Annotated in this window: 29 protein-coding genes, 1 other RNA gene and 1 riboswitch; of the genes, 3 read left to right on the plus strand and 27 right to left on the minus strand. The window is 67.0% G+C overall.

The window, feature by feature from the left end:
• Positions 1-54: 54 nt before the first annotated feature.
• From sucD to odhB, 3 genes are all read left to right on the plus strand, one after another.
• Positions 55-939: a succinate--CoA ligase subunit alpha gene (gene sucD / locus ACH0AE_RS00225; protein WP_294444196.1), complete on the plus strand. Its 885-nt coding sequence runs from the start codon at positions 55-57 to the stop codon at positions 937-939.
• A 219-nt stretch (positions 940-1158) separates the two neighbouring features.
• Complete coding sequence (locus tag ACH0AE_RS00230) at positions 1159-4131, plus strand: 2-oxoglutarate dehydrogenase E1 component (RefSeq protein ID WP_406875359.1); 2973 nt, start codon at positions 1159-1161, stop codon at positions 4129-4131.
• 132 nt (positions 4132-4263) lie between these two features.
• On the plus strand, positions 4264-5529 hold the full coding sequence (gene odhB, locus ACH0AE_RS00235; protein ID WP_406875360.1) for a 2-oxoglutarate dehydrogenase complex dihydrolipoyllysine-residue succinyltransferase: 1266 nt from the start codon (positions 4264-4266) through the stop codon (positions 5527-5529).
• Between the two features lie 70 nt (positions 5530-5599).
• Here odhB and ACH0AE_RS00240 read toward each other — a convergent pair whose 3' ends face one another.
• The 27 genes from ACH0AE_RS00240 to ACH0AE_RS00370 form a co-directional block, all read right to left on the minus strand.
• Positions 5600-6280 (minus strand): DJ-1/PfpI family protein, encoded by a 681-nt coding sequence (locus ACH0AE_RS00240; RefSeq protein WP_294442856.1) that lies wholly within the window; start codon positions 6278-6280, stop codon positions 5600-5602.
• A 19-nt stretch (positions 6281-6299) separates the two neighbouring features.
• A riboswitch (ZMP/ZTP riboswitch) is annotated at positions 6300-6379 on the minus strand.
• Positions 6380-6444: 65 nt separating this feature from the next.
• A complete protein-coding gene (locus ACH0AE_RS00245) occupies positions 6445-6966 on the minus strand; it encodes a hypothetical protein (protein WP_294442857.1) in 522 nt (173 codons plus the stop codon).
• A 13-nt stretch (positions 6967-6979) separates the two neighbouring features.
• Positions 6980-7513 (minus strand): demethoxyubiquinone hydroxylase family protein, encoded by a 534-nt coding sequence (locus ACH0AE_RS00250; protein WP_294442858.1) that lies wholly within the window; start codon positions 7511-7513, stop codon positions 6980-6982.
• Positions 7510-7992, minus strand: a complete 483-nt coding sequence (locus ACH0AE_RS00255; RefSeq protein WP_294442859.1) for a disulfide bond formation protein B — start codon at positions 7990-7992, stop codon at positions 7510-7512. The genes ACH0AE_RS00250 and ACH0AE_RS00255 overlap by 4 nt, the downstream gene beginning before the upstream one ends.
• Complete coding sequence (locus tag ACH0AE_RS00260; protein ID WP_294442860.1) at positions 7989-9338, minus strand: S41 family peptidase; 1350 nt, start codon at positions 9336-9338, stop codon at positions 7989-7991. Before ACH0AE_RS00260 ends, ACH0AE_RS00255 begins: the two co-directional genes overlap by 4 nt.
• A gap of 123 nt (positions 9339-9461) precedes the next feature.
• On the minus strand, positions 9462-10592 hold the full coding sequence (locus ACH0AE_RS00265; protein WP_406875361.1) for a murein hydrolase activator EnvC family protein: 1131 nt from the start codon (positions 10590-10592) through the stop codon (positions 9462-9464).
• A gap of 27 nt (positions 10593-10619) precedes the next feature.
• On the minus strand, positions 10620-11042 hold the full coding sequence (locus tag ACH0AE_RS00270; RefSeq protein ID WP_294442931.1) for a 23S rRNA (pseudouridine(1915)-N(3))-methyltransferase RlmH: 423 nt from the start codon (positions 11040-11042) through the stop codon (positions 10620-10622).
• Position 11043: 1 nt separating this feature from the next.
• Positions 11044-11445 carry a ribosome silencing factor gene (rsfS, locus tag ACH0AE_RS00275; RefSeq protein WP_406875362.1) on the minus strand — a complete coding sequence of 134 codons (402 nt, stop codon included), beginning with the start codon at positions 11443-11445 and terminating at the stop codon, positions 11044-11046.
• Positions 11442-12077 (minus strand): nicotinate-nucleotide adenylyltransferase, encoded by a 636-nt coding sequence (locus ACH0AE_RS00280; RefSeq protein WP_294442864.1) that lies wholly within the window; start codon positions 12075-12077, stop codon positions 11442-11444. Before ACH0AE_RS00280 ends, rsfS begins: the two co-directional genes overlap by 4 nt.
• 43 nt (positions 12078-12120) lie before the next feature.
• Positions 12121-13494, minus strand: coding sequence for a glutamate--cysteine ligase (locus ACH0AE_RS00285; RefSeq protein ID WP_294442865.1), 1374 nt, complete (start codon positions 13492-13494; stop codon positions 12121-12123).
• A gap of 45 nt (positions 13495-13539) precedes the next feature.
• Positions 13540-14406, minus strand: coding sequence for a hypothetical protein (locus tag ACH0AE_RS00290; protein ID WP_294442867.1), 867 nt, complete (start codon positions 14404-14406; stop codon positions 13540-13542).
• Entirely contained in the window at positions 14390-15148 is a 759-nt protein-coding gene (locus tag ACH0AE_RS00295; RefSeq protein WP_294442868.1) for a 16S rRNA (uracil(1498)-N(3))-methyltransferase, read from the minus strand. Before ACH0AE_RS00295 ends, ACH0AE_RS00290 begins: the two co-directional genes overlap by 17 nt.
• Positions 15145-15321: a hypothetical protein gene (locus tag ACH0AE_RS00300; RefSeq protein ID WP_294442869.1), complete on the minus strand. Its 177-nt coding sequence runs from the start codon at positions 15319-15321 to the stop codon at positions 15145-15147. Before ACH0AE_RS00300 ends, ACH0AE_RS00295 begins: the two co-directional genes overlap by 4 nt.
• On the minus strand, positions 15322-15759 hold the full coding sequence (locus ACH0AE_RS00305; RefSeq protein ID WP_294442870.1) for a DUF2147 domain-containing protein: 438 nt from the start codon (positions 15757-15759) through the stop codon (positions 15322-15324). It lies immediately after the preceding gene.
• Complete coding sequence (locus tag ACH0AE_RS00310) at positions 15756-16082, minus strand: (2Fe-2S) ferredoxin domain-containing protein (RefSeq protein ID WP_294442871.1); 327 nt, start codon at positions 16080-16082, stop codon at positions 15756-15758. The genes ACH0AE_RS00305 and ACH0AE_RS00310 overlap by 4 nt, the downstream gene beginning before the upstream one ends.
• Complete coding sequence (locus ACH0AE_RS00315; protein WP_294442872.1) at positions 16079-16615, minus strand: J domain-containing protein; 537 nt, start codon at positions 16613-16615, stop codon at positions 16079-16081. The genes ACH0AE_RS00310 and ACH0AE_RS00315 overlap by 4 nt, the downstream gene beginning before the upstream one ends.
• Before the next feature lie 39 nt (positions 16616-16654).
• Positions 16655-17033: RNase P RNA component class A (gene rnpB / locus ACH0AE_RS00320), an RNA gene on the minus strand.
• 71 nt (positions 17034-17104) lie between these two features.
• Positions 17105-17719 (minus strand): hypothetical protein, encoded by a 615-nt coding sequence (locus ACH0AE_RS00325; RefSeq protein ID WP_294442873.1) that lies wholly within the window; start codon positions 17717-17719, stop codon positions 17105-17107.
• A gap of 72 nt (positions 17720-17791) precedes the next feature.
• The gene (locus ACH0AE_RS00330) at positions 17792-18658 is read right to left on the minus strand and encodes a sterol desaturase family protein (protein ID WP_294442874.1); all 867 of its coding nucleotides are present in this window, start codon (positions 18656-18658) and stop codon (positions 17792-17794) included.
• Between the two features lie 93 nt (positions 18659-18751).
• A complete protein-coding gene (locus ACH0AE_RS00335) occupies positions 18752-19441 on the minus strand; it encodes an N-acetylmuramoyl-L-alanine amidase (protein ID WP_294442875.1) in 690 nt (229 codons plus the stop codon).
• 97 nt (positions 19442-19538) lie between these two features.
• The gene (locus ACH0AE_RS00340) at positions 19539-20384 is read right to left on the minus strand and encodes a protein-glutamate O-methyltransferase CheR (protein ID WP_294442876.1); all 846 of its coding nucleotides are present in this window, start codon (positions 20382-20384) and stop codon (positions 19539-19541) included.
• Positions 20381-21451, minus strand: coding sequence for a chemotaxis protein CheB (locus tag ACH0AE_RS00345; protein ID WP_406875363.1), 1071 nt, complete (start codon positions 21449-21451; stop codon positions 20381-20383). The genes ACH0AE_RS00340 and ACH0AE_RS00345 overlap by 4 nt, the downstream gene beginning before the upstream one ends.
• 17 nt (positions 21452-21468) lie before the next feature.
• Positions 21469-21834, minus strand: a complete 366-nt coding sequence (locus ACH0AE_RS00350) for a response regulator (RefSeq protein WP_294442878.1) — start codon at positions 21832-21834, stop codon at positions 21469-21471.
• A 62-nt stretch (positions 21835-21896) separates the two neighbouring features.
• Positions 21897-22325: a chemotaxis protein CheW gene (locus tag ACH0AE_RS00355; protein WP_294442880.1), complete on the minus strand. Its 429-nt coding sequence runs from the start codon at positions 22323-22325 to the stop codon at positions 21897-21899.
• Positions 22322-24607: a chemotaxis protein CheA gene (locus tag ACH0AE_RS00360; RefSeq protein ID WP_294442881.1), complete on the minus strand. Its 2286-nt coding sequence runs from the start codon at positions 24605-24607 to the stop codon at positions 22322-22324. Before ACH0AE_RS00360 ends, ACH0AE_RS00355 begins: the two co-directional genes overlap by 4 nt.
• Positions 24608-24684: 77 nt before the next feature.
• Positions 24685-25329, minus strand: a complete 645-nt coding sequence (locus ACH0AE_RS00365) for a histidine phosphotransferase family protein (RefSeq protein ID WP_294442882.1) — start codon at positions 25327-25329, stop codon at positions 24685-24687.
• A gap of 24 nt (positions 25330-25353) precedes the next feature.
• Positions 25354-25764, minus strand: coding sequence for a Mov34/MPN/PAD-1 family protein (locus ACH0AE_RS00370; RefSeq protein ID WP_294442883.1), 411 nt, complete (start codon positions 25762-25764; stop codon positions 25354-25356).
• Positions 25765-25775: the final 11 nt, after the last annotated feature.

A 25775-nucleotide genomic window follows, 5' to 3' on the forward strand; every position in this document is an offset into this window, starting at 1 on the left:
AACGGCGGGGCCAGGTGGCCCTGCCGCTTTCCGGTTGATTGGATTGGAGAGCCAATGAGCATTCTCGTCGACAAGAACACCAAGGTCATCACCCAGGGCATGACCGGCAATACGGGCAGCTTCCACACGCAGGCGGCGCTCGATTACGGCACGCAGATGGTTGCCGGCGTCACCCCGGGCAAGGGCGGTGGCACCCACCTTGGCCTGCCGCTGTTCGATACGGTGGCCGAAGCCGTCGAGAAGACCGGCGCCGATGCCTCCGTCGTGTACGTTCCGCCGCCCTTCGCCGCGGACTCGATCCTCGAGGCGATCGACGCCGAGGTTCCCCTGATCGTGTGCATCACCGAAGGCATCCCGGTGCTCGACATGGTGCGCGTGAAGCGCGCGCTGTCCGGCTCCAAGTCGCGTCTTATCGGCCCGAACTGCCCGGGCGTGCTGACGCCGGGCGAGTGCAAGATCGGCATCATGCCGGGCAACATCTTCAAGAAGGGCTCGGTCGGCGTCGTCTCGCGCTCCGGCACGCTGACCTATGAGGCGGTGTTCCAGACGTCGAATGCCGGCCTTGGCCAGACCACCGCGGTCGGCATCGGCGGCGATCCGGTCAACGGCACGAATTTCATCGACGTGCTTGAACTGTTCCTCGCCGATGATGCGACCGAATCCATCATCATGATCGGCGAAATCGGCGGCAGCGCCGAGGAAGAAGCAGCCCAGTTCCTTCGTGACGAAGCGAAGCGTGGCCGCAAGAAGCCGATGGCGGGCTTCATCGCGGGCCGTACGGCACCTCCGGGGCGCCGCATGGGCCACGCGGGTGCGATCGTCTCGGGCGGCCAGGGCGGCGCCGAGGACAAGATCGCAGCGATGGAAGCGGCCGGCATCAAGGTGGCGGCTTCCCCCAGCGAGCTCGGCTCCACGCTGCTGGAAGTGCTGAAGGGTTGAACCGTTGATGTCCTCTCCCCTTATCGGGGAGAGGATACGAAGCCCGGGCGACACGTTGCCTAGGCGGAAGTTTGGAGCGGGGTCGCGCGGTGTCGCGCTCATCCGGGTTTCGCACGGAAACCGGTTACCCCTCCTCCGGCTGATCGAGGCCGCGCTGGCCAAGATCTGCGCACCCCTTTGCCCCGCGTGACGCGGGCGTGAGGGAAAAGTGAGGCGGCAATGGGCTACGAAGGCCAGGATTTCACGGATATCGCAGGCGGCGTCTCGCCGGCGTTCATCGATGCGCTCTATGCGCGCTACAAGACATCGCCGGACAGCGTCGAGCCGGGCTGGCGGGGGTTCTTCGAAGGCCTGGAAAGCGGCGCCTCGGGACCCAGCTGGAGCAGCGATCGCTGGCCGCTGACCACCACCGACGATCTGACCGCCGCGCTCGATCCGACGCAGATGGAGCCGGCGCCCAAGCCGGCCAAGGGCAAGCCCGCACCTGCCCCCGCGGCGCCCGCCCCCACCCTGTCGCAGGACGAGATCGTCCGCGCGGCGGGTGATGCGATCCGCGCGCAGCTGCTGGTGCGCACGTACCGCGTGCGCGGCCACCTCGCCGCCAATCTCGATCCGCTGGGCCTGAACGCCACGCGTGAGCTGCCGGCTGACCTGCGCACCGAATATCACGGCTTCACCGACGCCGACATCGATCGCCCGGTATACCTCGGCGGCACGATGGGGCTGCAATGGGCGACGATCCGCGAGCTCGTCGACATCCTGCGCGCCAATTACTGCGGCAACGTCGGCCTTGAGTACATGCACATCGCCGATGTCGAGGAGCGCCGCTTCCTCCAGGAGCGCATGGAGGGCAAGGACAAGGCGATCGAATTCACGCCCCAGGGCAAGAAGGCGATCCTGAACAAGGTGATCGAGGCCGAGCAGTGGGAGAAGTTCCTCGGCCGCAAGTACGTCGGCACGAAGCGCTTCGGCCTCGACGGCGGCGAATCGATGATCCCGGCACTGGAAAGCGTGATCAAGTACGGCGGCGCGGCCGGCGTGAACGAGATCGTGTTCGGCATGGCCCACCGCGGCCGCCTGAACGTGCTCGCCAACGTCATGGGCAAGCCGCTGCGCGTGATCTTCCACGAGTTTGCCGGCGGCTCCGCCAATCCGGACGACATTGGCGGTTCGGGTGACGTGAAATATCACCTCGGCACCTCCACCGACCGCGAGTTCGACGGGATCAAGGTCCACATGTCGCTCGTCGCCAACCCGTCGCATCTCGAGGCGGCGGATCCGGTGGTGCTGGGCAAGACGCGCGCGATCCAGACCATCGCCAACGACCTGGAGACCCATTCCAAGTCGCTGCCGGTGCTGATCCATGGCGACGCGGCCTTCGCCGGCCAGGGCATCGTGTGGGAGTGCTTCGGCTTCTCCGGCATCCGCGGCTACAACACCGGCGGCTGCGTCCATTTCGTCATCAACAACCAGATCGGCTTCACGACGAGCCCGCAGTTCGCGCGCTCCTCGCCCTATCCGTCGGATGTCGCGAAGGGCGTTCAGGCGCCGGTCTTCCACGTCAATGGCGACGATCCCGAAGCGGTGACCTTCGCCACCAAGATGGCGATCGAGTTCCGGCAGAAGTTCCATCGCGATGTCGTGATCGACATGTGGTGCTACCGCCGGTTCGGCCACAACGAGGGCGACGAGCCGGGCTTCACGCAGCCGCTGATGTACAAGGCGATCCGCAATCACCCGCCGGTGAGCGAGATCTATGGCAAGCGCCTGATCGAGCAGAAGGTAGTCGACAAGGCGTGGATCGACGAGAACGTCAAGCAGTTCACCACGCTGCTCGAAGGCGAGTTCGAGGCGGGTGCGAGCTACAAGCCCAACAAGGCCGACTGGTTCGCGGGCCGCTGGTCCGGGCTGTCCGCCCCGGCTGACGCCGAGAACGCACGCCGCAGTGTCGACACCGGCATCGAGCAGAAGCTGTTCGACGCCATCGGCCGCACGCTGACGACCGTTCCCGAGGACCTGGCGATCCACAAGACGCTGGCCCGCGTGATCGACGCCAAGCGCAACATGTTCGCGACCGGCGAGAATTTCGACTGGGCGACCGGCGAGGCTTTGGCCTTCGGCTCGCTTTTGTCGGAAGGCTTCGGGGTGCGCCTGTCGGGTCAGGACTCCGGCCGCGGCACCTTCTCGCAGCGCCACGCTGTCTGGGTCGACCAGAATGACGAGCGCAAATACGTGCCGCTCCACAATCTGGAGCATGGCCGTTTTGAGGTGCTCGACAGCCCGCTCAGCGAATATGGCGTGCTTGGCTTCGAATATGGCTACGCCCTCGCCGACCCGAAGACGCTGGTGCTGTGGGAAGCGCAGTTCGGCGACTTCGTGAACGGCGCGCAGATCATGATCGACCAGTTCATTGCGAGCGGCGAAGCCAAGTGGCTGCGCGCCAACGGCCTCGTGATGCTGTTGCCGCACGGCTACGAAGGCCAGGGCCCCGAGCATAGCTCGGCCCGTCCGGAGCGCTTCCTCCAGCTGTGCGCGCAGGACAATATGCAGGTCGCGAACTGCACTACGCCGGCGAACTATTTCCACCTGCTGCGCCGGCAGATGCACCGCACGTTCCGCAAGCCGCTGATCATCTTCACGCCCAAGTCGCTGCTGCGGCACAAGCTGGCGGTGTCGAGTGCCAAGGATTTCGTCGGCGACGCGCACTTCCGCCGCATCCTGTCGGACACGAACGGCGCGCCGGACGAGGCGACCAAGCGGCTGGTGTTGTGCACCGGCAAGGTGGCGTACGACCTGATCGAGGCGCGCGACGCAGCGGGTGACGAGAACACGCAGATCGTTCGCGTCGAGCAGCTCTATCCCTTCCCGACCGAGGCACTGGCCAAGCGCATCGCGCGGATGCCGAACCTCGAAGACGTGGTGTGGGCGCAGGAAGAGCCGCGCAACAACGGCTATTGGTTCTTCGTCGAGCCGTTCATCGAGGAAGCGCTGGCCCAGGCAGGCTGCGCGATCAAGCGGGCACGCTATGCGGGCCGCGCGGTCGCCGCATCGCCGGCAACCGGCCTCATGAAGCGGCACCAGGCCGAACAAGGTGCGTTGATCGCGGATGCGCTCGGCCACAATGTGCGTGAGGAAATCCGCCGCACGCGCTCGGCGGAGACGACGAAGAAGGCTGGCAAGGCGGCGAGCTGAGCCAATAGCATCGCGGGCAGCCCCGGCGGCGCGCCGGGGCGGTTCGCGGAACAGATGTAACGACGCATCGCGTTCTTCACCGAACGCCGCGCAACTGGGCCCCGGTCTTTGGCGGGGTGGAAGGAAACGGGAATGGCAACCGAAGTTCTGGTCCCCACTCTGGGCGAATCGATCACCGAAGCGACGCTGGGCGAGTGGCTGAAGCAGCCGGGCGACAAGGTCGAAGCTGACGAGCCGATCGCCAGCCTGGAGACGGACAAGGTTTCGGTCGAAGTTCCGAGCCCCGTCGCCGGCATCATGGGCCAGCACGCCGTTGCCGTTGGCGACACGGTCGAGGTCGGCGCGATGCTTGCCACGGTGGAGGCAGGCGACGGCGCGCCGGCAGCCACCCCGGCGGCACAGCCTGCGGTCACCGCGTCTCCGGCTACGGCGCCGTCCGAGCCTGCTCCTGCAGCCGGCGGCTATGGCAATCACGGCGCGACGCCGGTCGGCAGCGATGCGCCGGCCGCACTCAGCCCTTCGGTGCGCCGCGCGGTGCTGGAGCATGGAGTCGATCCGGCGACGATCCGCGGCACCGGCCGTGACGGCCGCATCACGAAGGAGGACGTGGCGACCGCCGCCTCCTCGCGCCCGGCATCAGCCCCTGCCCCGGCGCCGACGGTCGCGCCGACCACCCCGTCGGTCAGCGCCTCGGGTGGGCGCAAGGAAGAGCGCGTGCGCATGACGCGCCTGCGCCAGACGATCGCCAAGCGCCTGAAGGACGCCCAGAACACCGCCGCGATGCTGACGACGTTCAACGACGTCGACATGAGCGCGGTGATCGAGGCACGCGCCAAGTACAAGGACCTGTTCGAGAAGAAGCACGGCGTTCGCCTCGGATTCATGGGCTTTTTCGTGAAGGCCGCCTGCATGGCGCTGAAGGACATCCCGTCGGTCAACGCATCGATCGAGGGCGATGAGATCGTCTATCACGATTATGCCGACATCTCGGTCGCGGTCTCGGCACCCAACGGCCTCGTCGTGCCGGTCATCCGTGACGCGCAGGACCTGTCGGTCGCCGGCATCGAGAAGACGATCGGCGACTTCGGCAAGCGCGCCAAGGAAGGCACGCTGAAGATGGACGAGATGAAGGGCGGCACCTTCACCATCTCCAACGGCGGCGTGTTCGGCTCTCTGATGTCGACCCCGATCATCAACCCTCCGCAGTCGGCGGTTCTCGGCCTCCACCGCATCGAGGAGCGCCCGGTCGTCCGCGACGGCCAGGTCGTGGTGCGCCCGATGATGTACCTTGCGCTGAGCTACGATCACCGCCTGATCGACGGCCGCGAGGCGGTGACCTTCCTCGTCGCCCTGAAGAACGCGATCGAGGATCCGACCCGCATCCTGATCGATCTTTAAGTCGTGACGCATCGGCCCGCCGGAGATCCGGCGGGCCGATTGCTTTTTCACCTTCGGCCCGAGGCGCGCTTTAGAAGCCGCGCTGTTTCGCCAGATCGCGAAGCTCCTCGTGCCGGCCCGGCGCCAGTTTCTCCATCCGCTGCTCGAAGGCGTTCACCAGCGCCTTCCCTGCCCGCTCCGGCGAGCCCGCATCGAAAGGCGGCGCGGGATCATATTCCAGGCTCAGCTGAACCATCCGGGCGTGATCCTCACCACGAATGAGGCTGGTCAGCGTCAGCCCAAAGTCGATCCCCGCCGTCACACCGCCGCCCGTCACGCGGTTGCGATCCACCACCACACGCTCCGCAACGGGAATGGCGCCAAACGCCGCCAACTGCTCCCGCCACGCCCAGTGGCTTGTGGCGCGGTAACCGCGCAGCAGGCCGGCCGCGCCGAGGATCAGCGATCCGGTGCAGACGCTCGTCACCCACCCAGCGTCCCCGCCGATCCGCGCAACCCAGTCCATCGCCGCATCATCCGCGATCACGCGATTCACACCCACGCCGCCGGGAACGCACAGGATATCGGCCGATGCCACATCGTCGAAGGTGGCGGTGGGAAGGATCGAGAAGCCGGCATCGGTCGGCACCGGATCCAGCGTCTTCCACACCAGATCGAGGCGCGAATTGCCTCCCAGGCGGGCGAGCACCTGCGCCGGGCCGGTCAGATCGAGTTGCGTGACATTGGGAAACAACAGGAATGCGATACGCATCGGGCCTCTCCTTCGGCTGAAGACATGCCCAGGCGCGCGGCGTCGATCGAGCACGCTCCCCCGCGGTGATCCGCGCATGCGCCAGTCACGTGATCGTGGACCGAGGCTAGACCGGAATCCGATCCCCGATCAATCGCCCTCCTGAACGGACGATGCCCCGCGCGTCAGTACTTGCTGAGGTCGACCGTCGCTGCCTTCTTGCGCGCCTGTGCGTCGGCACGCGCGCGCCGGGCCTGTTGCACGAAGCAGCCGGTCTGGCCCCCCGCACCAACCGTCGAGCAGGATCCGACGCCGACGGCGCCGACGTCCTGATTGGCCTTCTCACGGGCAGCCCAGGTTTCGTTCTCCGGCGTCACTTCGAAAGTGCGGACTTCCTGCGGGATGCGGAACTGCTCCTGCGCGCTGCGGCGCTGGCAGACGACGATTTCCTCGCCGTTGTTGTTCGTCGGGCAGCGTTCGTTGCCGTAGAGCACCAGCACGCCATTCACCGGCGCGTTGCGCGAGGTTTCGGTGGAAACCGTCTGGCGGCTGGCGCGCGGGGCACCCGGCAGCGCAACCTTCGCCGGCGGGGGAACGATCACGACGTTCGGTGCCTTCACGGGTGCCGTTTCAGTCTCCGGCGTCTGCGCCGCCGCTGCCGGGGCGGCGATCAGCATGGCGAGAACGATCGATCGTGTCAGTCGCATTCCTTCTACTCCGTCACACCCGCTTGGCGGTGGCGATCGCCACGCGGCAGCCGAGCCGGATCACCGCCGACAGCAGGGGGTAACCGCGGGCATTTTCTGCGCCGCTCGCCAGCGCGATGTCGCGATGCTCCAGCTCCTCGGCCTGAAATTCGAGCACGGCGCCGCTCAATTCGGGATCGTCATTGCCGAGTTCAACGAGTTGATCGGCATAATGTTTGTCGATCTCGGTCTCGACGGCTGCGGTACAGGCCATCGCCGCCTCGGGCCCCATCGCAGCAGTCACCGCGCCGAGCGCGAAGCCGGCGACCTTCCAGATCGGCTGCAGCAGCGTCGGGCGGACGCCGCGCTCCGCAATCATTCGATCGAAGAAGGCGCGGTGCCGCTCCTCCTGCAGTGCCATGCCGGCGATCTCGCGCGCCATCGGCGAGCGGTGGCCCATCACCGCGAGCTGCCCGGCATAGATGCGCGTGGCGCCATACTCGCCCGCCTGGTCGACGCGGATCATGGACTTCGTGTCGCGCCGGCGATCACCCGGTTTCCAGCTCATCTCGCTCTCCCGATCAGCCAGGCGATCACCGCTGCACCGCCAAGGGACAGGATCGCGTTGAAGCCTGCAAGGGAAACGCCGAACAAGGTCCATTGTGCCGCATCGCACCGGATAACCGGCGCTGCGAGGATCCGGCGCAGCATCTCGTCGGTCGAGATCCCGTCGCCACTCACCATGGTGGAGCAGGCGGTGATGCCCTGCCACCAATGATATTCGACGCCGGCATGGAACACCCCGATCAGGCCGGAGATGGCGATCAGCACCGCGGCGACCGCGATCATTGTCACCTTGCTCGATCGCCCGGGCACGATGAACGCGAATGCCGCCGCGACCACGGCACCGTAATGCGGCCAGCGCTGCCAATGGCACATCTCGCACGGCACGAGCCCGCCGATCAGTTGCGATCCCCAGGCACCGGCCAGCAGCAATAATGGGAGGAGAAGGGCGATCAGCCGCGCCCGCGATTGCGCCTCGGTCACTTGGCGGCGACTTCCTTCTTCATCGATGCGGTCACCGCCGCCACCTGCGTCGGCCCACCAATACGCGCGATCGTCTTCAGCGCATACCAGAGCTGGAAGTCCTCGATGCCCTGCTTCTCCAGCGCCTCGGGCGTCGCGGTGAAGCGCGGATCGTCCTTGGTATCCTCTTCGAGAATCTTGTCGTCGGCCTTCACCTCGTTGATCAGGTGACGGCGCAGGTCAGCCTCGCGGAACACCGGGCGGGACTTGTAATCGGGATCGCTGATCTGCGGCACGCGGATATCGGGCTCGATCCCGCCTTCCTGCACCGACCGGCCGGACGGGGTGTAGTACCGCGCGGTCGTCAGGCGGAGCGCAGTGGTCGGCCCGAGTTGCAGCAGCGTCTGCACCGATCCCTTGCCGAAGGTGCGTTCACCCATGACGAGGCCGCGGTGGTGGTCCTGCAGCGCGCCGGCGACGATCTCGGACGCGGACGCCGTGCCCGGATCAGTGAGCACGATCACCGGCAGGCCTTTCGCCAGATCGCCGGGCTTCGCATAATAACGTTCGACATCGTTCTTGCCGCGGCCGCGCTGCGAAACGATCTCCCCGCCTTCGAGGAAGATGTCGGACACCTCGATCGCCTGGGTCAGCAGCCCGCCACCGTTCGAGCGCAGATCGATGACATAGCCGAGCGGGCGGCGCCCGAGTGCTTTCTCGATTGCCATGACGGCAGCGCGGGTGTCGGCGCCGGTCGTCTCGGAGAAGGTGTTGATGTTGATATAGCCGACGTCGCCCTTCACTTCCCACTTCACCGGGCGCTGCACGATCACCTCGCGGGTGAGCGACAGCTCCATCGGCTTGTCTCGGCCAGGGCGGACGATGGTGATGGCAAGCTTCGTGCCCGGCTTGCCGCGCATCTGGCTGACCGCCTCGTCCAGCGTCCCGCCGTAGATCAGCTTGCCGTCGATGTGGGTGATATAGTCCCCGGTCTTGATCCCGGCGCGCCACGCGGGCGAATCCTCCTGCGGCGCGATCACCTTCACCGCGCCATCCTCCATCGAGACGGTGAGGCCCAGACCGCCGTAATTGCCCTCCGTCTGGATGCGCAGATTCTCGTAATCGGATGCGTCAACATAGCTGGAATGCGGATCGAGCGCCGAGAGCATGCCGTCGATGGCGCCCTTGATCAGCTGCTCGTCGGTGACCTTGTCGACGTAATCGGCCTTCACCCGATTGTAGACGTCCATGAAGCGCTCCATCTCGCGATAGGCGCCGGAATCGACCGCGGCCATCGCGCCCGTGCTGAGTGGCACGAGCGCAAGCGTCGCGGCCAAGGCAGTAGCGGAGAGCAACGGATACTTCATGCGTGCACGTCCTCGGGGGATGCGGATCGGCGTGATGTAGCGGTTTTCACGAGGTCGAGCAAAGCAGTAGGCGAGGTGAACCGCAAATGAGTGGGCGGGCAATCGAAACCGTAGAGCGCACGTTCAGCTCATCAGCGCGGCGGCATCCACCGGCCGGCCGCGGCGGCGAAGCTCGACCGTCACTTCCGCGTCTCCGCTCCTCACCGAACGCCCGATCACCTGCCCCGCCTTGACGGATGCGCCGCGCCCGACAGCGGTGCCCCCCAGCCCGGCAAGCAGCGTCGTCCAGCCGGCGCCATGATCGATAATCACGACCGTGCCGAAGCGGCGAAACGGACGCGCGAAGATCACCCGGCCCGCCGCTGGCGCGTTGACCGCAGTATTGCCGGGGACGGCAAAAGTAAGGCCGCGCGCGCGCACGCCATTGTCCGATATCTCGCCGAAGCCCGTCACGAGGCGCCCCGTCACCGGCAGGCGATATGCGGGGGGCGTATTCGATATCGCCGGATCGGACCGCGGGGGGCCGGCGAGCCCCGACAACTCCTCCAGCGTCGCCTGTGTTTCGCCCAGTGCCGCCATGCGATCGACGATGTCGCGCGCCGCTTCCCCCATTGCGATCGCCCGGTCCGACTGCACCAGCGCGTCGCGATCGAGCCGCACCGCCGCATCTGCGTGACGGGTGCGGAGCGCCGCGAGCTTCTGCCGCTCAGCGACGAGCGATCGGCGGCCTTGCGCCAGGCTCTCTTCCGCCAGCGTGGCACTGGCCTGCAATGCACGCGTACGGGCCAGATCAGCCCGCAGGCCCGCGGTTCGTTCCCGTACCGCCGGCAGGGCGCTGCCGAGCACAGCGCGGACGTGGACGAGATCACTGATGGAACCGGGCTGCACGATCGTCGCCGTTGCCGGCCGGCGGGCAAGCGAGGTGATGGCGGCCATCAGCCGTGCGATCGGCTCCTGCCGGGCGCCGAGTTCGGCGCGTTGCCGCGCGAGCAGCGCTTCGACGATGGCGACGCGGGCGCGCGCGGCGTCGATATCCGCCTGCGCCCGCCTGATCCGGGCTGCGACCGCCGCTTCCTCGGTTCGTGCCTTGCGGGCCGCGTCGCGTTCCTCGTCGGCGCGGCGCTGGAGCTCGACAGCGCGTGTCGCGGCGGCGCGCGCATCGGCCTTGGCCGCGGTCAGCCGCTCGCGTTGGATGGCCAGAGGATCAGGCGCAGCGGTGGCACTGGCGAGCGGCACCGCCGCTGCCACAAGCATCGCTGTCGCCCACCGCCCCATCCGGCGTCAGCCTTCGCGATGATAAGGGTGATTGGCAAGGATGGAGGTGGCGCGGAACAATTGTTCCGCCAGCATCGCACGCGCCAGCATGTGCGGCCACGTGGCGCGGCCGAATGACAGCAGGAGATCAGCCCCGGCACGTTCTTCGTCGTCGAAGCCATCGGCGGCCCCGATCATGAAGCGCGCCTCGCGCACGCCGTCGTCGCGCCACCGCTCCAGCACCCGCGCAAACTCGACCGAGGAGAGAAGCTTCCCCGTCTCGTCCAGCATCACCCGCCGGGTGCCCGGCGCCATTTCGGGCACCTTGCCGCCCCGGTCGGGCAATTCGCTCACGCGGGTCGGCCAGTTGATCCGCTTCAGGTAGCGATCGACGAGCTCCGCCTCGGGCGATCGGCCGATCCGCCCGCGCGCGACGATGTGAAGGATCAGGTCAGGCGTTCCCGGGCGATGGCGCAGCCGGCGCGTCGCCGAACGACCACATGCGCTCCAGATTGTAGAAGGAGCGCACCTCGGGACGGAACAGGTGGACGATCACGTCGCCGGCGTCGATCAGCACCCAGTCCGCCGTCGGCAGGCCCTCGATCCGCGGCGACTTGCCGGTCTCGCCCTTGATCTTCTCGGCGAGCTTTTGGGCCATGGAGGCGACCTGACGGGTCGAGCGGCCGCTCGCGATCACCATGTGATCAGCGATCGACGACTTGCCCGCGAGCGGGATCGAGATGGTATCGGCGGCCTGATCATCGTCCAGGCTGTCGAGGACAAGCTTATGCAATGCCGCGACGCTGTCAGCGTCAGGGGATCGATAGGCGTTGGCGGAAGCGGGCAAGTTCACTCCTGGGTGGAAGGTTTGGCTGCAGATATGGGAAGCGTATAGCGTTGATGCCAGGCAGGATCTGCGGCGCGCAGCTGCGTCGCGGATGTCGGGTCAGGGCGGAAACGTAGCAGCACCAGGGCTGGCACACTCCACTCGGTCCAGTTCTTCGCCTGGCTTGCGGGCCTCTGGAAGCGCCGCAGCCAACCCATCGCGGGTGCCGCGCGGGCAATGCCATCATAGCCTGGCCGCGCGATCACTGCAATCGGCACCGTGCGCGCGATCCGCCGCCATGCCCGCCAGCGATCGAATTGCTGCAGGTTGTCAGCCCCCATCACCCAGATGAAACGGTGACGGGGATAGCGGCGCACCAGCGCCGCCAGCGTATCGACGGTGTAGCGGGTGCCGAGCCGCGCCTCGATGTCGGTCGGCCGGATGCGCGCGGCACGGGCCATGCGCCGCGCGGAGGCGAGCCGTGCGGAGAGCGGCGCCATGCCAACGGCAGGCTTCAGCGGATTGCCGGGGGATACCAGCCACCACATCTCGTCCAGCCCAAGCGCCTCGATCGCCGCCAGGCTGATGCCGCGATGACCGGTATGGGCCGGGTTGAACGAGCCTCCGAGGAGGCCGATTCGCCGGGGCCGGCGGCTCACCAACGCCGTTCGCCCGGGGCCCGGGCCCCTTGGCCAGCGACCCTCAGAAGCTCAGCTCCTCATACACCTTCGAGACGTCGCCGCCCCACACGCCGTGGTAGCGATCGAGCAGATCCTGCGCCGGCACCTTGCCGGTGCGGACGATCTCGCGCAGCGGATTGAGGAAGCCCGTCTCGTCGTCACCCGATGCACTCAGCCGCGCGCGCGCCGCAAGGCCGCGCCCCGCGATGTCGAGCACCTCGCCCGCGATATCACGCAGCGTGCCGCGCCCCGGCACCGGCGCGTCGAGGCCCAGCTTCGGCACCAAATCGCGCAATGCCTGGCGCGCTTCCATCGACCAATGCTTCACCAGATCCCACGCCGCGTCGAGCGCGCCCTGATCGTAGAGGAGGCCCACCCACAAGGCCGGCAGCGCGCAGATCCGCCCCCAGGGGCCGCCGTCGGCGCCGCGCATCTCAAGGAAGGTCTTCAGCCGCACTTCCGGGAAGGCGGTCGACAGATGGTCGTTCCAGTCGTCGAGCGTCGGCAGCTCACCGGGCAGGACGGACAGTTCACCCTTCAGGAAATCGCGGAAGCTCAGTCCTGCGGCGTCGATATATTTGCCGTCCCGATAGACGAAGTACATCGGCACATCGAGCATGTACTCGGCGTAGCGCTCGTAGCCGAAGCCCTCCTCGAACACGAAGGGCAGCATGCCCGTGCGCGCCGGATCGGTATCCGACCAGATGTGGCTACGGTAACTGAGATAACCGTTGGGCTTGCCTTCGGTGAACGGCGAATTGGCGAAGAGCGCGGTGGCAAGCGGCTGGAGTGCCAGGCCGACGCGGAACTTCTGCACCATGTCCGCTTCGGTCGCGTAATCGAGGTTCACCTGGATCGTGCAGGTACGCAGCATCATGTCGAGCCCCATCGTGCCGACGCGCGGCATGTGGCGCAGCATGATGGCGTAGCGGCCCTTCGGCATGATCGGCAGCTCGCCGCGGGTCTTGTCCGGCCACATGCCGAGGCCAAGGAAACTGATGCCGAGCTTGTCCCCCGCCGCCTTCACCTGATCGAGGTGGCGGCCGGTTTCAGCGCAGGTCTGATGCAGGTTATCGAGCGGCGCACCGGAAAGCTCAAACTGCCCAGCCGGCTCCAGGCTGACCGATCCGTCCGCACCGGTCAAAGCAATGAGGCTGCCGTTTTCCTCCACCGGCTTCCAGCCATGCTGCTGCAGTTCGGTCAGCAACGCGCGAATGCCACCGGGCTCGTCCCAGCTGGGCGCATGATGATCCGACCGGGCGTAGACGAATTTCTCGTGTTCGGTGCCGATCCGCCAGCGGTCTTTCGGCTTCTCGCCCCGCGCGAAGCTGGCAATCAGCTGATCACGCGACTCGATCACGGGCGAGTTGCTATCCGAAACTGTCTTCGTCGTCATGGCGCGCCCTTAATCGGGGATGAAGGCGGCGGCTAGAGCGCTCGTTTAGCGCTCCATCGCCTTGCGCATGGCGGACCGCTGGACCTGGGCCGATACGCTATCGGGTGCGGCATAAAGTGCGCGCAGGAAGGCGCGGTCGTTGTCGCTCAGGCCGGCGACGCTTGAGCCCTGGTCGAACACCGACAGGATCGAACCCTCCGGCGCGTTTGCCTCAAGCGGCGGGCGGGCCAGCACCACCATCGCAAGATAGTCGCCGATCTGCCTCAGCGAGAGGCCAGCAAGCCGCTCCGCGTCGACGATGACCAGCATGTTGTCCAGCACCGTGCGCGTGCTCTTCTGCAACCGCGAGCCCGAAAGCCTGCCGACGCCGATCGCGCGCCCGGCGCCGTTCGCAAGACCGTTGGCATCCTTCACCGGGCTACCATCGAACGGCAATTCCGCCACCTGGCTGATCCAGCGAACGGGCTGCGTTGTGTCGGCGAAGTGCCTCAACCGCGCGCGCCCCTCCTGCCCCAGCGTTCGTGGATAGCGGGACCGCAGACGAGCGGCGATTTCCTCGGGGTTGCGCGTCACCAGCACGACGGCATTTGGGCGGCATCCTTCTTTCCCGACGGGGTAGCCGATGGCGCGGGCGGTCTCCTCGATCCGTCCGTTCAACACGACCGCATGTTTCGGCGCCAGCCCCACGATCCCGGTGCACAATGGCAGGTCCCATCGCGGCACCTGGTCGCTGCGCGCCGGGTCCGTGAGGTTCTGCACGAACTGGTCAATCACCGTCCGCTCACGCGCGGTAACGACGATGTCCTTGCCGCCGGTCGCGGGCGCGGGGGATTGGGAAGGCGCATCCTGCGCTACCACCGAAATCGGCAGCGTGACGAGCGCCGCGGCAACGAGGCTAAGGTGCACCCTCATCATTCCCCCTCCAGTCACCGGCCACCGCCATCCAGATCGCGATGGCTGCGGCGGCCGCTGTGTCCGCCCGCAGAATACGAGGTCCAAGGGATATGCCAAGTGCCTGGGGAAGCGCCCGGATCGCGGCGCGTTCGCCGTCATCGAAGCCGCCCTCGGGGCCGATCAGGATCGCCGCCGGCCCAGGCTTCATCGCCTCGCGCGCAGGCGCGCCGCCAAGCTCGTCGGCGAAGTACAGCGCGCGATCGGCCGGCCAGTCGCGCAGCAGCGCGGTTAGCTTCACCGGCTCCGCTACCTGCGGCAGCGCGGTTCGCCCGCATTGCTCGGCCGCCTCGATCATGTGCGCGCGCAGCCGATCGACCTTCGGCTTGTCGACCACGGTGCGATGCGTCAGCACCGGCACCAGACGCGCGACGCCCAGCTCGCACGCCTTTTCCGCCATCCAGTCGACCCGGCCCTTCTTCAGCGGTGCGGCAAGCAGCCACAGGTCGGGCACCGCCTCACGCTCGGCAAGCTTCTGCGTGATGTCGAGCGTCAGGTCGCGCTTGCCGGCAGCGGCGACGATGGCCAGCCATTCTCCCGTGCGATCATCGAACAGCCGCACCGGATCGCCCGGCTTCACCCGCATCACGCCAGCGAGATAATGCGCCGCAGGTCCATCGATGCGCAGCGGCCCGACATCGAGCCGCTGATCGACGAACAGCCGCGGTGTCGAGCGCGGTGGCCAGGCAGGCGTGGCGATCATTGACCTCTGGTCCGCGCCCGGCCGCGGGCGATCGCCCAGCGCGCGATCAGGAACAGCACCAACCCAATCAGGGCGACGCCAAGCACCACCCCGGTGATCGCCCCGGCGACCCGCAGGATGGCGTAGAACAGCGCCTCCACGAAGCGCCCGATCGCAACCGACAAATGGATCATTCAGCGCACGCGGCGCCACGTCTGCGATTTGCAGCCGAAATTGGCGAACAGACAGCCCGTGCCGACGATCGTGTCGCGATCGACCTGCTCGATCGTCCCGTCAAAGGTCTTGTCGATATCGGGCACATAGACCTGACCGTACCACAAGCCGTCATCCTCGCGGCGGAAATCGTGGAACAGCTGCGTGCCGATCAGCCGATCGGTGCCGCCGGCGGCGGCATCCGCCTTTGCCTTCTCGCTTGCCTGGACGACCGTGCCGCACAGCCCCTGTCCGCATCTCGCGACGCGGATGCGCACGCTGTCGGCATTGTTGCGCCAGATGCCTTCCCAGCCCTGCGCTCGCTGCGCTGCGGCGGGGGACGCGAGCATGACCGCGCCGGCCCCGACACCCGCCAGCACGAGGGCGGCAGCGGCGGCGCGCATTGATGCGATCGTCATGATGCTCCTCCATCCCCGGGTGAGTCCGGGCCTTCCCGGAAGCTGCGGGCAAGCTCCGCCACGTCCGCCCCTTCCGGCACCACCAGCCATTCACCGGGGCGCCGACTATCCACCACGGTCACGGCAGCTTTAGGGCAGATGCCAAGGCACCTCGTCTCGACCACGCCGATGTCCGCCTTGCGCCCCTTGCCGAAACCCGGCTCCCCGCGCAGTGCCTTTGCGAGGCGGGTATGCCCCTTGGGCCCGAAACCGCCATCGATCTTCTTCGAACATTTGCCGCACACCAGGATGGCGCCGGTCCAGTGCGAACGCGCACGCTTCACGCCGGCTTCCAGCTCCGTCGCTCCTCGGCGGCGCGCAGCACTTCATAGGCCGCCTGGATACCCTGGAAGCGCTTCGCCGCCTCGGCATCGCCTGGGCGGACATCGGGATGGTTCGATTTCGCCAGCCGCCGCCACGCGGTGCGCACGTCCTCGAACGTCGCGTCGCTCTCCAGTTCCAGCACCTCGAGCGCGCGCATCTCGTCACGCGATCGCGATCCGTCGCCCGGGCCGGCCCAGCCATGGTGACGCGACTGTTCGTAGCCCGATGCATCGCGCCGCTCGTCGCGCTCGCGTGCCGCCGCTTCCTCGGCATCCAGCCCTTCGAAGTAATTCCAGCCGCGGTTGTATTCCGCCGCATGGGCCTGGCAGAAATACCAGCGCTCCGGGCTGTTGGGCGATTTCGGCGCGGGGCAATCGCCGGGTTCCTCGCAGCCATGGCGGTCGCACAGCCGAACCTTCGTCGCCTCGCGCGCCGCACCATAAGGTCGCCAGCGGGGAAATCCCCAATCGTTCGAACGGGTAGAGCGGGCCATTGCCCACCATCTAGCGACTGATCGGCCGCGGTTAAAGGTGACACCAGAGGGCCTGTAAGCCGGGTTCTGTCCACCCGTTGCCGGGATGGGCGACCATTCATCTAGGCGAACCGTTGCCGGCACGCTCAAGCAACCAACCCGGGCGACGGGCGGGAACACGCCCCTATGCCGCCCCTATTCGGTTTTGCTCCCGGTGGGGTTTGCCATGCCGCTGCCGTTACCGGAAGCGCGGTGCGCTTTTACCGCACCCTTTCACCCTTGCCTGGCCGAAGCCTTCATCCGAAGATTGGGCGGTCTGCTCTCTGTGGCACTTTCCCTGAGGTCACCCCCGGCGGGCGTTACCCGCCACCGTTGTTCCATGGAGCCCGGACTTTCCTCGGCATGCGAGAACGCATGACGCGGCCGCCCGGCCCTCTGATGTATGGCGGGCTGTAGCGGGGGCGCGGGCAAATGCAATTGCCGCCTGTTTGTGCGAGCCGGAAGCGCCCCTCATCGCTCAGGCTTGCGCCGGAAGTAGAGACTGTAACGACTGCCTCGCTCGGCGGCGCCGAAGTGCCCCGCATAAGGCTCGAGGCCGAAGGGGGCGAGAGCCTCGTGGAACGACCCGCCCTGAAGCGCAAGCGCCGCTGCATTCTCCTGTTCCTGTCCAAGCCCAGGCGCGAAACCCCCGGTCACCTCGCACAAGGTAGCGGCGCAGCTGACCCGCACCTGCTCGTTCCCGCCCAGGTTCGGGATGGCGGCGAGCGCCGCACCGATCGCCCGTTCCGATCGCGTTGCCCATTCCCTGTCCCGCGGCTGGCTGCGGATCTTGGTGTAGAGCGTGCGTGGATCGATCCCCGGCGGCGGCAAGGCCGCTTCCATCGCCGGACCCCGCGGGACAAGTTCGTTCAGCGCCGGCGCGGCGCCGTTCGGCTGCGCCGCCAGGACAGAGCCGTCTCGCATCGGCGCAACACCGGTGGCGGCAGCGCCGGGCTTAACTCGAACGACCTTGATCGTGCTCGCATTGTCGCCAATCGGCGCATCTTGCCGCGACGATGAAAGAATAGCGGCCCCGATCATCAGGATCGCCACCCCGCCAGCCAAGACGAGCCAAGTCGCGCGCATCGGAGCAAGCTGCCCTAACACTCCCGAGATTTCCAGAAACTCTTGATGGCAGCGAGCAAGGAACGATCGTGATCAGCGTGATTCTGGCGCCTTTGAAACGGCGAAGCCGTTCAGGGAAACGCTATCGATCGCGTTCTCCTTTGGCGCGAGAGCGATCCCCTGCGCTTTGGCGAATGGCATCGCGAGAAACTCTGCCACGGTTTCAGGAAACCTTTCTCCTTGGACGCCGACATCCGGCCATTCGCCACGTTTCGGCCAATGCACGGTTCCGAACATCGCGTCCCAGAAGCTGAAGCAGATGCCGAAATTACGGTCGAAATGACGTTCTTCCACCGAATGGTGGATGCGGTGAAAGCGGTTGTCCACCACGATGCGGCGGAACGGGCCAAAGTGAATGCGCACCGGGGAATGGATATGGACCGACAGAAAGCTCACCACGAAGCCGATGACTAGGGGAACCTCTGCTCCCGGAAACTGGAAGAGGCTCAAGGGCAATGAGACGAAGAGGAAATCCGGGATCACCTGAAGTGGGTGCCCGATCGAATTGGCGGCGTGGAGTTCGGTCGGCGAGTGATGAACCTTGTGGATGCTCCAGAACCAGCGATGCTCCGCGCGATGCCGCCAGTAGCGCAGGAAATCCATCAACAGCACGAAACATGCGACCGCAATGCCGTAGCCGACCACCCCTAAGGGCTCGAGCGCTGGCCACAGCGGAACAACAATGTGGCCAAGGTCCAGCGCGAACCACAATTTCTGCAATGGCCAGCTGATCACGGGAGCTAAGGCGGACCCGATTAGGACAAGCATGGCGCCCGTTGCGCGATCACGAAGTCGGAGCCGCTCAGTGCCCGCCACGATCTCGATCACGACACAGGCGGCAAGCAGGACAACGGCGCCGAACAGCGCCCCGACAACGTCCGACCATAAGATGTTCAACATTCAGGCTCTTCCCCGTCGATCGGGGGGTATGCCAGTGCAACGGTTAAGCGGAATTAAACCCCGGTGGCCGCATCGAGCGCGCCAGGCGTCCAGTCACTCATCCCCCTGCGGCTTGGGCAGCAGCAGCGCGAGCAGGATCATGCGGCACTCGGCGTCGATCTCGCCATCGACCAGCTCAGGGCGGAAGCGGCGCTGGAAGGCGATGATCGCGGCGATCTTGTCGGTCACGTCATAACCGAAGCGTTCCAGCGCCAGCAGGAAACCCGCCTCGCTCCACATCGGGTCCATCAGGTTCTTGGTCGGCCGCGGCAGGGCAAGGCGCAGCCGGGCGAGTTTGCCCCAGGGAAACAGCTCACCCGGATCGCGCTTGCGGGCTGGTGCGATGTCGGAATGGCCGACGATGTTACCGCGCGTGATCTGGTACCGGTCCTTGATGTCGTGGACCAGGCGGATCACCGCCTCGATCTGCTCGTCCGGGAACGGCCGATACCCGAACTCGTGGCCGGGATTGACGATCTCGATCCCGATCGACGCGGAATTCACGTCATCCACGTCGCGCCAGTGTGATTGGCCGGCATGCCAGGCGCGCTTGTCCTCGGGCACCAGGCGAAGCACGGTGCCATCCTCCGCAACCACATAGTGCGATGAAACCTTTGCCCCCGGATCGCGCAGACGGGCGATGGCGGATTCGCCGTCGACCATGCCGGTATAGTGCAGCACGATCATCGTGATCGGCAGCGTCCGGTCATCGAAATTGGGCGACGGTGCCTCGATCAGCGTCATTGATGGTCCTCGGCGCGAGCGATGCGATAGGTCACGGGAACCGTCCTATCGCGCCCTTGCCGCCTCGGCCAGCATGACGAGGCCCGGAGCGCGCCGGTCAGTGCGCGGCATACGCCGGCGGAACGTCCCCGGGCCCGGCCACCTCATAGAAGCCGCGCAGCCGCTTGCTCGGCACGAACCGGTTCGATTGACCGATCACCGTTTCGCCGGCCCCCAGCATGAGGATGCCGTGGGGGCGCAGGCAGGCAGCGAATGTATCAAGCACCTTCGCACGCAGGTCTGGCGCCAGATAGAAAAGGACGTTGCGACACAGCACCGCATCAAACTGCCCCGGCGCGGGATCGGCAACCAGGTTTTGCCGCCGAAAGGTGATACGCCGCAGCAAGTCGTTGCGCGCCACCCAGTCGTTGCCGTCCTGCTCGAACCATTGGAGCATCTGCCGTACCGGCAGGCCGCGCTGGATCTCGAACTGGGAAAAGCGCCCAGTCCGCGCCCGGCCGATCGCGGCGGCTGAAACGTCAGTGGCGACGATCTCCGGCAACGGCCCGCCGCGTTCGGCGAATGCCATGGCGAGCGACAAAGGCTCCTGCCCCGTGGCGCAGCCCGCGCACCAGATGCGCGGGTTTGAACGATCAAGCGAAGCGATCGCCTCCGCCGCACCTGCGATCGCCTGGGCGTCGCGAAAGAAGGAAGTCTCCTGGTTGAGGAGAGCGTCGACCACCCGATCCGCAAGTTCCGGGCTGCTGCCGTCGAGCACCAGCCGGACAAGATCGTCAATCGTTGTCGCCCCGCGCTCCGCGGCGATCGGCCGCAGCGCGGTGTCGATCCGCCACGTTCGGTTCGCCGCGATGCGCTGCCCGGTGCGCGCCTCGAGCAGCGCGGCGAGCACGTTCACCGCGCCCGGACTGGCGTCGTTTGCGCCCAGCGTCTGGGGCGCGGTCATGCGTCCGGACGCCCGGCGGCGGCGGCGATGAGGCTGCCGATCTGCCCGGGTGGCATGATGGCATCGGCAAGGCCTGCGGCAGCCACGGCGCCCGGCATGCCCCAGACCACCGAACTCGTCTCGTCCTGCACCACCACTCGTCCCCCCGCGGCGCGCACCCTGCCCGCGCCTTCAAGCCCGTCCCGGCCCATCCCGCTCAGCACCACCGCCAACAAACGGGGGCCGAAACATTCGGCGAAGGACGAGAACATCGGATCGACGGAGGGCATGTTGCCGTTCGCTACCGGCTCACGCGACAGCCGGATCGCGGCGCGCCCGCGCGGCAAGCGAACAGCGACAACATGCGCGTCTCCCGGCGCCACTACGATCGTGCCGTCACGAAGCGCCATCCGATCGCGCGCCACCTCGCAGGGCCGGCCGGTCGCGGCCGAAAGCTGGCCCACGAAGAACGGGACGAACGCCGGGGGCAGATGCTGCGTCACCACGATCGGGGCGCGGAACGAGGCCGGAACCGCCTGAAACAGATGCATGAGCGCATGAATGCCGCCGGTAGAAGCCCCGATGGCAACGAGATCGATGTCGCGCTCCGGCAGGCTCGCCGGCGTGACGGCGCGAGGTGCCACAACGCTCCGCTCGCCCAGCCGGATCAGTTTCTCGACCAGATTGCGTGCGAACTGACTGGAAGACATGCTGCCGCCAGGTTTCACCAGCGTATCGGCGGCGCCGAGCGCCAGCGCCTGCACGGTGGCGGCCGCGCCGTCACCCGCCGCCGAAGACACGACCAGCACGCGGGCTCCCTGTCCCGTGGCAATCAGGGCAGGAAGCCCAGTCAGCCCGTCGACGCCCGGCATCTCAAGGTCGAGCAGGATGACGTCGACACGTTTGCGGGCCAGGACGTCGAGCGCACGGCCCACGTCCGGCACTGCCCCCACCACTATGCTGCCGCCGGCCTCCGTCGCGATGCGGGTCAGCACCGCGCGCGCTACCGTCGAATCGTCGACGATCAGCAGCCGCTGCGGCGCGTGATCCGCCGGTGCGAACACGCTTGCGGGCGGAGGGGCAGCCACTGAGGCCAACTGCGGTGTCAGGCGACGCCGACGATCTGGAGCTTGCTTTCCAGCGTCTCGCGGTCAAACGGCTTCATGACATATTCATCGGCACCCGCTTCGATCGCGGCGCGGATATGAGCCATGCCGTTCTCGGTGGTGCAGAACACCACCTTGGGGCGCGAGCCGAGCGGCGTTTCGCGAAGCGCGCGAAGGAAATCCATGCCGCTCATCACCGGCATGTTCCAATCGAGCAGGATCACATCGGGCGGGCTGGCGATGCAGCTCTCCAGTGCCTCGCGCCCATCGGCTGCCTCGGCGACGGTGAAGTCGAGCCCCTCCAGAATGTGCCGGGCCACCTTTCGGATCACCTTCGAGTCGTCCACGACCAGACACGACTTCATGACGCTAACCCCGCAACTATCTGTATGGCGATCGTTTCTACCCACGAAGGGTAAGGACGGCGTTAATCTGCCGCGGCGAGCGTGCCGACCAATCGGACGAGATCGATCACGAGCAGCGGTTCGCCATCGCGCTCCGCCGCCCCGATGGTCACCGCGGCCCAGCGCCGGCCGAGCGCCAGGCCCCCGGGAAGCGGCTCGACCTCCAGCGGCGCGACGTCCTCCAGCGAATCGACCAGCACCGCATGGTGATGCCCGTCGACGATGGTCAGGATCGCGCGTTCCGCATCATCCGGGCCGGGCGGCAGGCCAAGGACCTGCCAGGTATCGATCACGGTAACGACACGGCTGCGGAGGGCTGCAAGCCCGCGCACGGCCGGGTGCGCACGCGGCGCCGGCACGATCGACGTCACGTCCACCACGGAATCCACCGCTTCGCACGGTACGGCAATGGCGCGGCCGCCGACGTGGGCCAGCAAGTGGAGCGTGCTCATCGGCCCGACCCTGCCTTGCTCGCCACGCTTAACGCTCCGGCGATCAGTTCGAGATCGATCCGCGGCCGCCCGGTGGCGGCATCACGCGCCAGCTGGATCACATTGGCGTCGGCAAGTGCATCCTCGTCGGTGGAAAAGGTGATCGCCGCGGTTTCGCCGGGCTCCAGCGAATGCGCGACGCGATAGCCTGCGGCCTCGATCGTGGGCCGGAGGAACGCCTCCATCCAGCCAGTCTCCGCGCCCTTGAGAAGGCAGATCGGCGGCGCTCCGCTGTTCGTCGCGGCATTTGCCATCAGCCGTAGCGGTTCCACCACTTCGACCGGCTCACCGTCGATCACGGCGACGCCGATCACTGCCCGCGCGCCGTGGGCGGGCAGCAATTCCCCCGTGAGCGTCGCGATATCAATCGCGCAACGGACCAGATATCCCCACTGCTCGCCGCCGTGGCTGAGCAGCAGCATCGACAATTTGTCGTTGCCCGCCGGCGGCGCCTCGCCCCGCAACAGCGGCACCATGCCTTCCCGGCCCAGCACCCAGCGCCGCCCACCCGCCTCTCGCAGCGCTTCCCGCTCCACCGTTTCGATATGATCAATCGCGGAAAGCGCAACCGCGCGACGCGCCCCATCCAGCCCCTCGAACAGCAAGGCGGCGGTTCCTTCCGGCGCCGCCTCTTCGGCCTCCGGTTCGACGTCGACCACCCGCTCGAAGGACACGCCAGCGGCAGCGGCCACGCCGGCGCAGTCGATCAGCAATAGCGGCCGGCCGGTATCCGGCAGCATCTGCCCGGCATAGATGCCGGCCGCCATCACCGCCGGCGCCACCGGCTTCACCACCAGTTCCTGTGTATCGGTCACCGCGTCCACCGCCAGCGCGAACATCCCGCCCGGCAAAGTCACGATCATCAGCATCGGCGCCGCGCGATCGCCCTGCCCCAGCACATCACCCAGGACCACCAGCGGCAGTCGCCGCCCGCGCACCGTGGCCAGGGCGCTATCGCCTACGCGGTCGATCCGCACCGCCGATGAACTCGCTGCGACGATCTCCTCGACCGCTTGCCGCGGCACGGCGTAGCAATGGCCGCCCACCTCGATCAGCACGACCGACACGATCGCCAGCGTCAGCGGCACCTCGATCGTGGTGGTGAGGCCCCGGCCGCGGCGATTATCGAGCCGGATCGATCCGCCGGTCTGCTCGACGTTGGTGCGTACCACGTCCATGCCAACGCCCCGGCCGGACAATGCGGTCACTTCCTCGCGCGTCGTCAGGCCGGGCTCGAAGATGAGGTCCAGCCGCGCGCGTTCAGTCAGCGCGTTGAACTCCGCCGCGCGCGCCGGTTCCTGCGCGATCCGTCTTTCCACCAGCCGGGCTGTATCGATGCCCTTTCCGTCGTCCGCGATCTCGACGAAGATACGGTTGCCGGACTGGCGCGCGACGATCGACAAACGGCCCGTTTCGGACTTTCCCGCGCGCCGTCGCTCCTCAGGCGATTCGATCCCGTGGTCGAGCGCGTTGCGGACGATATGGACCAGCGGATCGCGCAGCAGCTCGATCATCTCGCGATCGAGCTCGACGTCCGAACCATCGATCGACAGGACCACCTTCTTGCCCAGCGAGGCTGCGGTGTCACGCACCAGCCGCGGGACGGCACTGAACAGCGAATCGATCGCCTGCATCCGCGTGCGCGTCACCGTGTCGCGAAGCTCGGCCACCGTCAGCGAGAGGCGGTCGATCGCCGATTCCAGCGTGGGGTCCGCCGCTTCGCGCAGCCGCCGCGCCAGCTCGTTGCGCGCCAGCACCATTTCGGACACGCCGTTCATCATCCGGTCGAGCAGATCCACCGACAGGCGGATGCTGCGCGTCGGCGCGCGCGGAGCGCCGGAGATTGGGGCGGCTGACGGGGCAGAGGCCGGTGCAGCCTGACCATGAAGGGCGGCAAGCAGCAGATCCTCGGTCGAATCGTCCAGCGCCGCGCCGGCATCGATCGCCTCGACGATCTCGCCGATACGGTCGACGATCGCCAATACCGCGTTCACCAGCTGCGGATCGGGCACCCGCTCGCCCGAGCGGAAGCTTTGCAGCACGTCCTCGGCGGCGTGGCTCAATCGCGCAAGGCGCGGCAGATCGAGGAACCCGCAACTCCCCTTCACGGTGTGGACGAAGCGGAAGATCGCATCCAGCCGCGCGCGATCCGCTGGATCGCTCTCCCAGGCGACGATCTCGCCCGACAGTGCGGCCAGCGTTTCGCGTGTTTCCGCGATGAATTCCTGCAGCAGATCGTCCATCGCCGACGATCTGTGCAGCAAAGCAGTAAAAAGGATGTTTACCGCACTCGATGCGATCGATGCGCAATCACCGCATCTTACTGCGCGCGCATCGCCGCCCCGAACAGCAGCACATTGTCCGCCGGCGCGCTCACCAGCACCTTGCCGTCCGCCCCCGCCACCATCTCGTGTACCAGGAAGGCTGCGGCGGCGCGCGGCGTCACCGCGTCGCTGGCGAGGCCATCAACCAGGGTCGCACGCAGTTCGTCGTCCAGCGCAATCCGCGGCCCTTCGGCCTTCAGCACGATTTCGATCGCGCCGTCGTTCATCTCGCCGCCGATATCCAGCGTACCGCCTCGCACCAGCGAATCGCCCGCGATCATCGCCATGTTCAGCAGCACCTTGATCGCCGTCTTGGGCAGCAGCGGTTCTTCGACCATCCAGTTGATCGTCAATCGCTTGTTCTCGCCGAACAGACCCTCGATCGCGGCCTGGGCCTCGCGCGAATCCACTGATTCGCCAAAGCCGCCGGCCGCGCCGAATGCCAGCCGGAAGAACTTGAGCTTCGCCGCGGACGTCCGCGCGCTCTCCGCCAGCAGTTCCATGCAGCGCTCGCGCATCGCCGGATCGGTCTCGTCGGCGAGCAGTTCGAGGCCGTTGTTCAGCGCACCGATCGGAGAGAGGAGATCGTGGCAGAGGCGGGAGCAGAGCAGGCTGGCGAAATCAACGGGATCGATGGTCATGGCCGTTCCATGACGCAGCCGACTCTAGGGTGCAATGGCGAGGGTGAGCGGATCGAAGCGCCCGTGCACCGCTCCGTCGCTGACCGCGCGCCAGGCGGTGATTTCGCCCCCTGCCGTGATCAACCAGACCGCGCGATCCGGCGCCGCTGCCGCCGCATCCGCCAGCGAGGGCGCGGCAATGCCTGACGGGTGCGAGTGGTAATGGCCCAGCACCTTGGGACCGCCCTGCCGTGCCGCGCGCAGCGCCGCGAACAGGGCGGCAGGATCAAGTTCGAACCGGACGGCGGGCGTGGCATCGACGTTGCGGCATGGCCGCGCCTCCTCGATCCGGTCGCCGTATCCGAGCAGCAAGCCGCATATTTCGTCGCTCGACCGGTCAGCTTCGGAAACGATCCGTTCCAGCAACGACCTTGAAATCCGCACCGTCGTACCCATCTAGTACACCT

Origin of the sequence: Sphingomonas sp. 179-A 2A2 NHS (assembly GCF_045371305.1) — a bacterium.
GTDB lineage: Bacteria > Pseudomonadota > Alphaproteobacteria > Sphingomonadales > Sphingomonadaceae > Sphingomonas.